Origin of the sequence: uncultured Xanthomonas sp. (genome assembly GCF_964278005.1) — a bacterium.
Taxonomy (GTDB): Bacteria; Pseudomonadota; Gammaproteobacteria; order Xanthomonadales; family Xanthomonadaceae; genus Xanthomonas_A; species Xanthomonas_A sontii.
The window spans coordinates 431,569-443,137 of record NZ_CAXYKF010000006.1 but is presented as its reverse complement, the minus strand read 5'-3'; the positions used below and the strand labels follow the sequence as shown (position 1 = coordinate 443,137).

Annotated in this window: 8 protein-coding genes; 4 read left to right on the top strand and 4 right to left on the bottom strand. The window is 70.2% G+C overall.

What is annotated here, in order from left to right:
- Positions 1-2: 2 nt before the first annotated feature.
- Both ACHWVH_RS04325 and ACHWVH_RS04320 read right to left on the bottom strand, forming a co-directional pair.
- On the bottom strand, positions 3-953 hold the full coding sequence (locus ACHWVH_RS04325) for a hypothetical protein (RefSeq protein WP_394686726.1): 951 nt from the start codon (positions 951-953) through the stop codon (positions 3-5).
- Positions 954-1,104: 151 nt separating this feature from the next.
- Positions 1,105-1,950: a glycosyltransferase family 2 protein gene (locus tag ACHWVH_RS04320; protein WP_152237103.1), complete on the bottom strand. Its 846-nt coding sequence runs from the start codon at positions 1,948-1,950 to the stop codon at positions 1,105-1,107.
- 421 nt (positions 1,951-2,371) lie between these two features.
- On the opposite strand from ACHWVH_RS04320, the gene ACHWVH_RS04315 reads away from it, so the two are divergent.
- The 4 genes from ACHWVH_RS04315 (at position 2,372) to ACHWVH_RS04300 (ending at position 7,784) form a co-directional block, all read left to right on the top strand.
- Complete coding sequence (locus ACHWVH_RS04315) at positions 2,372-3,523, top strand: phosphotransferase enzyme family protein (RefSeq protein WP_295930708.1); 1,152 nt, start codon at positions 2,372-2,374, stop codon at positions 3,521-3,523.
- Between the two features lie 104 nt (positions 3,524-3,627).
- Entirely contained in the window at positions 3,628-5,808 is a 2,181-nt protein-coding gene (locus tag ACHWVH_RS04310; RefSeq protein ID WP_394686725.1) for a TonB-dependent siderophore receptor, read from the top strand.
- Between the two features lie 498 nt (positions 5,809-6,306).
- Complete coding sequence (gene pnuC, locus ACHWVH_RS04305) at positions 6,307-6,879, top strand: nicotinamide riboside transporter PnuC (RefSeq protein WP_394686724.1); 573 nt, start codon at positions 6,307-6,309, stop codon at positions 6,877-6,879.
- A gap of 173 nt (positions 6,880-7,052) precedes the next feature.
- Positions 7,053-7,784, top strand: a complete 732-nt coding sequence (locus tag ACHWVH_RS04300) for a UTRA domain-containing protein (RefSeq protein WP_394686723.1) — start codon at positions 7,053-7,055, stop codon at positions 7,782-7,784.
- A gap of 650 nt (positions 7,785-8,434) precedes the next feature.
- On the opposite strand, the gene ACHWVH_RS04295 is transcribed toward ACHWVH_RS04300, so the two are convergent.
- Together ACHWVH_RS04295 and gspD are read right to left on the bottom strand one after the other, a co-directional pair.
- Positions 8,435-9,268, bottom strand: a complete 834-nt coding sequence (locus tag ACHWVH_RS04295; RefSeq protein ID WP_043093238.1) for a hypothetical protein — start codon at positions 9,266-9,268, stop codon at positions 8,435-8,437.
- Positions 9,269-9,272: 4 nt separating this feature from the next.
- The gene (gene gspD / locus ACHWVH_RS04290; protein ID WP_295926548.1) at positions 9,273-11,564 is read right to left on the bottom strand and encodes a type II secretion system secretin GspD; all 2,292 of its coding nucleotides are present in this window, start codon (positions 11,562-11,564) and stop codon (positions 9,273-9,275) included.
- Positions 11,565-11,569 lie beyond the last annotated feature (5 nt).

The window sequence follows — 11,569 nt, the reverse complement described above, 5'->3', positions numbered from 1 at the left end:
GGTTAGAACCGCCACCAGGCGGCCACGAACGGACCGCCCGCACCGCCGGTGTTGCGCCCGACCACCGGCTGCTGGTAACCGAGCTGCAGCTGCGTGCCGCCGGGCAGCGTGTACAGCACCGAGGCCTGCAGCTTGCTGAAATCGAAGTTGTTGCCGCGGATCGGCGTGTTGTCGCCCGGCGCGTAGATCCGGTTCGGCCCCTTGCCGTTGCCCAGGCTCTGGATCACGTTGAACTCGCCGATCAGCATCCAGCGCGGCGCCAGCGCCACGCCGCTGGACACGTCCAGGCGTGCCTCGTCGGAGGCGTCGCCGCCGCGCAGCCGCACCGCCGTGCCGAGGTCGACATAGCCGTCGTGTTCGCCCAGGCGATAGCCGCGGCCGACGCTGTAGCGCAGCTCGGCGCCGTAGTCGCCCTGGCCCAGTGCCGGCCGCTCGCCATCGCGCTGGCGCGCATACGCGGGCACCAGCGCCAGCACCTGCAGCGCGCCCTGCCAGGGGCCGTCGCGGCCGTCCGGGTCGAGCCGGTAGCGCAGGCCGATTTCCTGGTCGGACCAGCCGCTGCTGTGGCGGTCGCCGTAGCCGCTGTCGTTGCGGTAGCCGACCTTGCTGAAATAGAAGTTGCCGACCAGGGTCAGGTCCGCGCTCAGCCCGTATTCGCCGTAGAGATTGAGCTGGTCCTGGCGGCTGCGCCCGGCATCGGGGAAGTTGCCCGACTGGCCGTGGCTGTTGAACACCGCGCCGCCATTGGTATGGCTGGCCTTGAGGATCACCAGCCCGTGACCGGCCTCGTCGACCCAGGCGCTGGCCCAGCAGGGGCCGGCCGCCAGGGCGAGCAGCGCCAGCGCCAGCCGCGCGCGGCGCGCAGGCGTGGCGCGGTGGGCAGCGGGCATGGGCACAGCGGACGCGCAGGCGCGCGCGTGGGTGCGCGGACGCACGCCGTCGAAATCATGCATGGTTGAGTTCCTGGTGGGGTTCCCCCGAACCGGAAAGCAGGCGCGGTCCAGGAGAGATCGGCGGAACACGTCATTTGTTAAGTGACGTACTTCCCAATATAGCGAATTTATGTTGCCATGCCGCACGCGCGCGCAACGCGGCCGATTTCGTTCAGCCTGGGCGGCGCCAGCACAGCCGGGCGAAGGTGACCCAGGCATGCAGCCAGATCACCGCCCACACCGCCACCCGCACCGGCCAGGCCCGGGTCGGCGCTTCGAACTTGCGGAAGTAGCGCCACAGCCCGCGGTGCTTGTGCCACTCGACGAACCATGGGCGTTTGCGGCTGGACACGCCGCGCACGTGCAGCACGCGCAGGCGGTTCAGCACCGCCACCGTGGCACCGGCCTGGCGCACCCGGCGGCACAGGTCCAGGTCCTCGGCATGCAGCCGATAGCCGGCGTCCCAGCCACCGATGCGGGTGAACAGCGCGCGCGGCAACAGCATCAGCGCGCCGGACAGCGCCGGCACCGGCTGCAGCGGCTGCGCCGGATCTGCCGCCAGCGCCAGCCGCGAGCCGGCCAGGGGATGCCGCAACATCGCCGCGAAGTCCGGATCGCGGCGGCGTACCGCGGCGTCGGCGCGGCCGTGCTCGTCGACCTGCTCCACGCCCAGCAGCGCCTCGCCGAGCGCGGCGGCCTGCGCGCGCAACTGGGCCAGGGTGTCGGGCTCGACCATCAGGTCGGGATTGACGAAGGCCAGCCACGGCGCGTCGCTGGCCGCGGCGCCCTGGTTGCAGGCGGTGGCGAAGCCGGGGTTGTCGGGATTGGCGATGAAGCGCACCCGCGCATCGTCCAGCGCGTGCCGCTGCACCACGGCGAGGGTGTCGTCGCGCGAGGCGTTGTCGACCACCCGGATCTGCGCCACCTCGGCTGCCGCGCGCAACCGCTGCAGACAGGCATCGATGGTGCTGCCGCTCTCGTAGGTCACCACCACCACGGCTATCTGCTGTTCGCTCATCCGCCAATTATCCCGCATGTGCCGCCCGCCACGCGCACGGCGGGCATGGCGGCGGCGGCGATTGCCGCGCATACTCTGCGCCCCGTGCGCTGCGCGGCCGCCTGCGGCCCCGCGCGCATGGGAGACGGAGCGATCCGTGTCCTCTCCTTCGCCCAGTGCAGATGCCGGTCAGCGTTGTTTCCTGTCCCAGGCTGCCGCCCCACCCCGCAGACCGCGCGCGCCGCCCGAGCCCGCGCCCATGCCGAGATGCCGGCGGCGCCCGCTTCTCCGCTCCCGATCGCGCGACCGGGCCCTGTCCCAGGCCTCCTCGCTTCTGGTCTAGACCAACCACCCGCAAGGGCCGCGCTGTGGCGCATGGCATGCCCAGGCTGCGGCCGCTGGCACGGCGCGCCGGGTCGTGCCGGCACCGCGAGGCACGCGCATGAGCGCCCGCCACCAGATGCACGGCATGGGCACGCAGACCGTGGCCGCCGACTGGCCGCCGCTGTCCGACGGCGAGGTGGAAGCCCTGCTGCAGCAGTACGCCCTGCCCGGCCGCCTGCACGCCTTGCGTTGGCACAGCCCGCGCCCGTTCTCGGCAGCGGCGGAGGTCGAGACCGCCGTCGGCACGCTGTTCGTCAAGCGCCACCATCGCCGCGTGCGCGACCTGCACGCGCTGGGCGAGGAGCATGCCTTCATCGCCCATCTGCGCGCGCAGGGCGTGCCGGTGCCGGAGGTGCTGCGCGACCGCGATGGCGCCAGCGCGGTGCGGCGTGGCCACTGGACCTATGAGGTGATGCGCGCCGGCGAGGGCGAGGACCGCTACCGCGAGGCGATGTCGTGGACGCGCTTCGCCGACACCGCGCATGCCGCTGCCGCTGGCCGCGCGCTGGCCGCGCTGCACCGCGCCGCCGCCGGCTACGCCGCGCCGCCGCGCAGCACCACCGTGCTGGTCGCCAACCTGCGCCTGTTCGCCCAGCCGCAGCCGTTGCAGGCGCTGGAGCACGATCTGGCACGGCGTCCGGCGCTGGCCGCATGGCTGCGGCAACGCGACTGGCAGGACGACCTGCGCGTGCAGCTGCTGCCCTGGCACGCACAGGCCTGGCCGCTGCTGCAGACGCCGCCGCCGGCGCTGTGGACGCATGGCGACTGGCACGCCTCCAATTTGCTGTGGCGCGGCCACGGCGCCGCCAGCGCGGTCAGCGCGGTGTTCGATTTCGGCCTGTCCGACCGCAGCTTCGCCCTGTTCGACCTGGCCACCGCGATCGAGCGCAACCTGATCCCGTGGCTGCAACTGGACGACGGCGGCACCGCCGTCGCCGATCTCGACCAGCTCGATGCGCTGCTGCACGGCTACGCCACATTGCTGCCGCTGGACGCGGCGCACCTGCGCCTGCTGGCCGCGCTGCTACCGCTGGTGCATGCCGATTTCGCGCTCAGCGAGATCGAGTACTTCGCCGGCATCACCGGCTCGGACGTGCACGCCGAGATCGCCTACCGCCGCTATCTGCTCGGCCACGCCGCCTGGTTCGGCCAGGGCGAGGGCCAGCGCCTGCTGCGGCACCTGCAACGGCGCGCGGCGGCCGCGCCATGAACCGTCGCATCCACACCGACACGTCCGCCGTCACGCCCGCCGTGCGCGCACCGCGTGGCGCTGCCGCTTCTCTCCTTCGTTTCGTTTCCCCGAGGTCGTTCCGCATGCTTCCCACACGCCGCTTCCCCGCTCCGCACGCCCTCGCGCTGGCCCTGGCCATCGCCCTGCCGCTGCCGGCCCTGGCCGCCGACGCTGCGCCGGCGCCCGCCAGCGCGCAGACCCCGGTCGAACTGGACGCGGTCAACGTGCAGGGTCGCCAGCCGCACGACCGCAGCAGCCTGAGCGGCTATGGCGACGCGCCGCTGCTGGACACGCCGATGGCGATCGACACCATCGATCGCACGCAGCTGTCCGACCGCCAGGTGCGCGTGCTCAGCGAGGTGCTGCGCGCCGACGCCGCGGTCGGCGACAGCTACGCGCCGATCGGCTACTACGAGAACTTCCTGGTCCGCGGCTATTCGCTGGATGCGGCCAACAGCTACCGCATCAACGGCCTGACCATCGCCGGCGAACAGAACGTGGCGCTGGAGAACAAGGAGCAGGTGCAGGTGCTCAAGGGTCTATCCGGGGTGCTGTCCGGCATCACCACCCCGGCCGGCGTGATCGACTACCAGACCAAGCGCCCGCAGCACGTGCGCAGCCTGGTGCTGAACGGCGACGACGACGGCAGCCGAGGTGCGGCGGTGGACCTGGGCGACTGGTTCGGCAGCGAGCGTCAGTTCGGCCTGCGCGTCAACGCCGCGCACGAGACCCTGCGCAGCTATGTCGATCACGCCGACGGCCACCGCAACTTCCTGTCGCTGGCCGCGGACTGGAACATCGACCCGCAATCGACCCTGCAACTGGACGTGGAGTACCAGGACCGCCAGCAGCGCTCGGTGCCGGGCTACCAGTTGCTCGGCGGCACGCAGTTGCCGAGCGGAGTGTCCGTGCATCGCCTGCTCGCCTACCAGCCGTGGTCCAGGCCGGTCGGCATCGAGGCGCTGAATGCGCAGGCGCGCTACGAATACCGCTTCAGCGACGCCTGGCATCTGCAGGTGGCCGCCTCGCACAGCCGCGCACTGATCGACGACTACTCCAGCTTCGCCTGGGGCTGCTACGGCGCGGCCAGCTGCGCCGGCGACGCGGTGCCCAACCATTTCAGCCGCGAAGGCGACTACGACATCTACGACTACCGCAGCCCCGCCGACAGCCGCCGCAACGACGAACTGCAGGCGATCGCCAGCGGCAGCGCCAGCACCGGCGTGCTGCAGCACCAGTTCCAGGTCGGCGTCGACTACCTGCATCGCACCATCGACCGCCACGGCTCGATCAACGAGATGATCGGCAGCGGCAACATCGACGCCGATCCGCCGCTGCTGTCGCCTGCCGACGCCGTGCTCGGCCCCAAGCGTCGGCGCCTGGACAGCGCGCAGACCGCGCTGCTGGCCAGCGACCGCATCGGCATCGGCGATGCCTGGCAGTTGCTGCTGGGCGCACGCCAGGTGCGCTACGACGAACGCGCCTGGGACCGCGACGGCAGCCTGACCCGACGCACGCGCCGTTCGGTGTTTCTGCCGCAGGCGGCGCTGCTGTTCAAGCTGCGGCCGTCGCTGTCGCTGTACGCCAGCTTCGCCAAGGGCCTGGCCCCCGGCGGCACCGCGCCGTGGTTCGCCAGCAACGCCGACAGCATCCTCGCCCCTACCAGCGCCTACCAGCGCGAGGCCGGCATGAAGTTCGAGCGCGATGGCGTGACTTTGGGCGCGGCGCTGTTCGACATGCGCCAGGCCAACCAGTACGCGCAACCGCAGGCCGACGGCAGTTTCTTGTTCGTGCAGCAGGGCCGCCTGCACAACCGCGGCATCGAACTGTCCGCCGCCGGCACGCTGGGCGCCGGCCTGCACCTGCAGGCCAGCGTCGCCGGCATCCGCGCGCGCGCCGAGGACACCGGCACGCCGGGCGACGAAGGCCACCAGGCACTGAACGTGCCGCGGCTGCGCGCCAGCGCCCAGGCCACCTGGGACGTGCCCGGCGTCAGCGGCCTGGCGCTGCTGGGCGGCGCGCAGTACAGCGGCGCCAAGTACGCCGACCGCAGCGGCCAGGTCGCCGTCGGCGGCTACAGCGTCTACACCCTCGGCGCCCGCTACGCCACCCGGCTGGGCGCGGTGCCGACCACGCTGCGACTGAGCGTGGACAACCTCACCGACAAGCGCTACTGGCGCGACGTCGGCGCCTACGAAGGCGACGACTATCTGTTCCTCGGCGCGCCGCGGACGGCGCGGCTGGCGCTGCAGTTCGATTTTTGAGGAGCTGGGAATGGGGAATCGGGATTGGGGATTCGTGAAAGCCGGAAGCGAGACATGGAGCTTCACCTTGTGGGAGCGGCTTTAGCCGCGACGCGCCGCGGCTGACGGGTTGCGGCTGATCGCTACAGTGAGAAAAACGCTGCTCCTTCAGCAAACACTGTCTTCTTCGTTCGCAAACGCCTGGCCCTGTTCTCCGGATCAACCATGACTTCTCTCGAACACCAGCCGCGCCGATGACCAAGGTGGCAATCCACTGTCATGCAGTCGAGACGCGCGAAGTGATGTGCTTTCCGATGGCGCAATGCGTCGGGACTGAAGTCCCTCCCACATTGCACTCGGCGGGCTTGCCGCCAGCCCCTGTGGGAGCGGCTTCAGCCGCGACGCGCTATTGCTGACGGGTCGCGGCTGAAGCCGCTCCTACAGCACGCGCGCAATGCACTGCGCCCGCGAATAATCCCCAATCTCTAATCCCCAATCCCCACTCCCGGCCTCCCCACCATGTCCCCGCTCGAATTGCTCGCCGTCCTGATCAACGTCCTGGGTGTGTGGCTGACCGCGCGGCGGGTGCGTTGGTGCTGGACGGTCAACGTGGTGGCGGTGCTGCTGTACGCGTGGCTGTTCTATCAGTGGAAGCTGTATTCGGACATGCTGCTGCAGGGCCTGTACGTGGTGCTGCAGGGCTACGGCTGGTGGCGCTGGAGCAACGGGCTGGGCGACGACGGCAAGGTCCAGGTCGGGCCGCTGCCGTGGGGCGAAGGCCTGCGTTCGCTGCTGGCCGGCGCCGTCGGCGCGGCGCTGTTGGGCTGGTGGATGCACCGGCACACCGATGCGGCGCTGCCGTGGCTGGACGCGGCGTTGTCGGCCTTCAGCGTGGTCGCCAGCGTGTGGGCCGCGCGCAAGCGCATCGCCAACTGGAGCCTGTGGATCGTACTGGACTGCATCTACGTCGGCGTGTTCGTGTACAAGGGGCTGTACCCCACCGCCGCGCTGTACGCAGGATTCGTGGTGTTGGCGGTATACGGACTGCGCCTGTGGCAGGCCGATCTGCGCCGCGCGCAAGCCGGCACCTGACACGCCACGCGCTCTTTGCTGCCTGGCGGCACAGCGCGTGCCGTCGTCAACTCGATGCGAATGGCGCGCCGCAGCCGCACGAGCATCACGCCAACATCAGTCGCCCGCATCGTCCGCGACCCTGCCGGCAGCGTAGTCTTGTCAGCAACGCTTCTCCACGCTCTGGATTTCGCATGCACTTCGCCACCGCAGCCGGCTTCGCCCAACGCATCGCCGATGCGCTGCTGGCGCGCATCGCCGCCGGCGAATGGCGGGCGGACCAACGCCTGCCGGTGGAGCGCGAACTGGCCGCGCTGTTCGGCTGCACCCGCATCACCTTGCGCGAGGCGCTGCAGCAACTGGAATCGGACGGGCACATCTACCGAGAGAACCGCCGCGGCTGGTTCGTCAGCGCGCCGCGGGTACGCCACGACCCCAACAGCATCGCCGGCTTCATGCAGTACGTGGCCGCGCAGGGCGGCGTCCCGCGCACCGAACTGCTCGCCGCGCAGCGCCAGCCGGCCGGCCCGACGCTCGCCCGGCACCTCCACCTGGACGATCCCGATGCCGAGGTGTTCGTGCTGCGCCGCCGCCGCTGGATCGGACGGCGAGCCGTGCTGCTGGAGACCAATGCGATCCTCGCCGTGTGGGCGCCGCGCCTGCTCGACCACGACCTGGCCGGCTCGCTGAGCGCCGTGCTGACCCAGCGCCTGGGCTTGCGGCAGGCGCGCAGCCGGCTGTCGATGTATCCGGCCACGCTCGATGCCGAGCAGGCGGTGCTGCTGCAATCCACCGCCGGCACGCCGTGCTTCCGTCTGCAACGCGTCAGCTACGATCCCGACGGACGTGCCGTGGAATTCGACATCGAGTCCTGGCGCCACGATGTGCTGGAAGTGTCGGTGGATGTGTATGCGCCGGGGAAATAAGCCGATCTGCGGCGATGCCAACCAGTCACGGGAGGTTGTGGGAGTCAACTGTCATGCAGCCGCGACGCGCGAAGTGGTGCGTGCTTTCCGATGGCGCAATGCGTCGGGACTGAAGTCCCTCCCACAGTGCATCCGGCGGGCTCGCCGCAAGCCGCTGAGGGAGTCAACTGTCATGCAACCACGACGAACGGAGTAGGCGGACGATCGGACCTCGGAAGCCGTCGGGACTGATCCCACAAAGGGGACGAGAGTCACTCCCACATCGCACCCGGACACTGCTCATCGCACAGTCGCTTGGCTTTGGCTTTGGCTGTTTCTCTGGCTTTTGACTTGCCGGGTTCCCTTCCGAAGCGGCGGCCATCGCGGGGAAAAACCCCGAAGGGGCGGCGCACAGGGATGTGCGCCGTCCGCGGCAGGGGCAGGATGCCCCTTCCGCGGATCCCCGGGATGGACGCGGACCCGGAGCGCGTCAGCGCGGAGGGCGCGAGGCAGGGTGTGCTTGACCAGCCTTCGGCTGTGGTGAAGCGCTTCTTTTGGTTACTTTTCTTTGCACAAGCAAAGAAAAGTGACTCGCCGCAAGGCGAAAGCTTTGCCCTTGCACTTGTTGTCACCATGGCTGAATTATGGGAGCGACCTCGACACCAGACGCACTAGGCATCGAACAACGCCCGTTGCGGATCCGGCGGCGGCAGCGTGTCGTACAGGCGCTGCAGCTCTTCGCGGCAGGCGCGCAGCGGATCGTGCATCAGGAAGCCGGCCAGGCGCGCGTGCCAGGCCGGCCAGCGCGTGGCCAGCGCATCCATGTCGCCGTCGGCGGCGCGGCCTTCGCCGCTGCACGCGACATGCGCGGTCTCGCACAGCACGTTGCGCCAGCCGAGTCCGGCCATGCGCAGCGACAGGTCGGTCAGCGCCGCATACCAGGAGCCATAGCTGCTGGCGTCCAGGCCGCCGGCACGCTGCCGGGCCACCCCACGCAGCACCACCGCATGGCACACCGCCGACGGCAGTTCCGGATGCAGCGGCGGCAGCGCCGCGCAGGCCCGCGCCAGGCGCTCGGGATCCTCGGGCGGCGGATTGATCTCGCCCAGCCGCGGCCACGCGCAGGCTTCGCCGGCATTGCTCCACGGCGTGGCGCTGGCGATGGCCGCGTCGCGCGCCAGGCAGGCGCTCAACTGCAGCAACCAGCCCGGCCCGGGCTGCGCGTCGGCCGCCAGCACCGCCACGTCCGCATCGCCGCAGGCACGCAGCATCTCGTCCACATGCGCCACCTCGCCGAGCATGCGCGGCCGCCGCGTGTAGTCGGCCTGCAGGCGCGTGCGCGCCAGCCAAGCCTCGATCACCCGGATGCCGCGCGGGCCGGCCTGCGCATCGTCGGCCAGCCACACGCGGGTGCCGGCCGGGGTGTTCGCTTCCAACGCGCCCAGGCAGGCGTCCAGCGCGACGTCGTCGACGCCGACCGCCAGCAGCACGATGGGCAGGCTCACCCGCTTACTTCTTGCCGCGTGCCGGCAGCGGCTTCATGGCCTCGAACTTCTGCCCGTACTCGTCGGTGAGATTGCGCGCTTCCTGCGGGTTGCGCACGATCGAGGGCGTGATCAGCACGATCACTTCCTGGCGATCCTGCTTCTGGGTTTTCTGCCCGAACAGCGCACCGACCACCGGCAGCTTGCTCAGGTACGGCACGCCGTTGCTGCCGTCGGTGGTGCTGTCGTTGATCAAGCCGGCCAGCATGATGGTGTCGCCGCTCTGCACGGCCGCCTCGGTCTTGACCCGACGGGTGTTGATCGGCACGTTGCAGGCGACGCTGGTGCCGGCGCTGGTGCCGCAATTGGTCGGCGCCGCGCCGGGCGAGCTGACTTCCTGCACGATGTCCAGGAACACCATGCCGTCCTTGGTCACGCGCGGACGCACCTTCAGGATCACGCCGGTATCGAGGTAGTTCACCGAGGAGTAGGTGGTGCCGGCGCCCAGGCCGGTGTCGACACTGACCGAGTTGATCGGAATGCGCGTGCCCACATTGAGCGTGGCCTCGGCGTTGTTGCGCACGAACACCGAGGGCGTCTGCAACAGCTTGACGTTGGTGACCTGATCCAGCGCAGTGATGACCGCTGCGGCGTTCTTGCCCAGGAAGGTCCAGCCCAGGCCACTGCTGCCGGTGATGGCACCGGCGATATCGCCCCAGATCTTGCGGCCGGCCGCGCTGGGCAGATTCGCGCCACCGCCGCTGAAGCCGATGTTGTCGGCAGTGGACGACGCGTTCACCGCCTGCTCGAAGTACCAATTGACGCCGTATTTGAGATCGCCAGTCAGGTTGACCTCCGCCACCTGCGCCTCGATATGCACTTGCATCGGCATCACGTCGAGCTTCTCGACCACGTCGCGGATCGAGCGCCAGGCCTGCGGGGTCGAGCGCACCAGCAGGGTGTTGGTTTCCTCCACCGCCGACACGCCGACCTTGTCGCCCTGCACTTCCAGGGTCACGCTGCCGTTGCCGGACGTGCGCGGCGACAACTGCAGGCTGCCATTGCCCAGGCCGCCACCGCTGCTGCCGGAGGAACTGCTGCTGCCCAGGCTGTCGCTGCTGCTGCCCAGGCTCCCGCCCAAGCTGCCGCCGCCCAGGCTGCTGCCGTCGCTGCCGTTGAAGCCGCCCAGGCCGCCGCCGTTCAACTGGCTCATCTGCGAGCCCGGCATCAGCGAGGCGTTGGAGTCGCCGCGGTTGCCGCCGCCGGCGCCGAACACTTCGGCCAGGCGGTCGGCCAGATCCTTGGCCTTGATGTACTTGAGTTCGTAGGAGAACAGCCGCGCGCCGCCGCCGGCGCTGTCGATGCGGTCCAGCCACTCCTGGATCTGGTCCAGGTAGCGCGCCTGCGGGGTGATCACCAGCACCGCGTTGGCGTTCTCCAGCGGCATGAAGCGGAACATGCCGGCGCTGGGGGTCTTGCTGTTCTCGCCGAACACCTTCTCCAGGTCGGCCGCGACCTGTTCGGCCTTGCCCGACTGGATCGGGAACACCCCCACCGACATGCCCGACAGCCAGTCGACGTCGAAGATCTGCACGGTGCGCAGGTAGTTCTCCAGCTCGGCACGGGTGCCGCCCAGGGTGATGACGTTGCGCGAGCCGTCGATGCCGACGATGGCGTTCGGGCGCGCGTAGGGCTCCAGCACCTTCTTCATCTCGCTGGCGGAGATGTACTTCAGCGGCACCACGCGCACCTCGAAGCCGCGCGCGTTGGCCGGCGAGGCGGTGCTCGGCGCCACCGTGCCGGCCAGGGCCTGGTCGGCGGGGACGATGTTGTAGCGGCCGCCGCTGTAGACCATGCGTGCGTTGTTCCAGCCCAGCACCATCTCCAGCAGGTTCAGCGCCTGCGCCGGCGACACCGGCTTGGGCGTGGCCAGGGTCACCGTGCCCTGCACGCCCGGCGCGATCACGTAGTTCTGCCCGAGCATGTCGCCGAGGATGGCCTTGACCACCGCCTGCAGCGATTCGCCCTCGAAGTTGAAGGTGGCGCTGCCGCTGCTGGCGTTGCCCAGCGACGGCGCCGGCGCCGCGGCGGCCGCGGAATTGATCATGGTGCCGCTGCCGCGGCGGATCACCGGGGTGGCGCGCTCGGGCAAGGCGTTGGGATCGGCCGGGCCGCCCTGGCCGTCGCTCTGGGTGCTGCCGGCCGCGCCGACCTGGGGGTTGATCGCGGCGCCGCGACGGATGTCCGGCGAGGGCGTGGTGGCGCAGCCGGCCACCAGGCCGATGGCGAGGAACAGGGAAAACAGACGCGGCGTCATGCGAT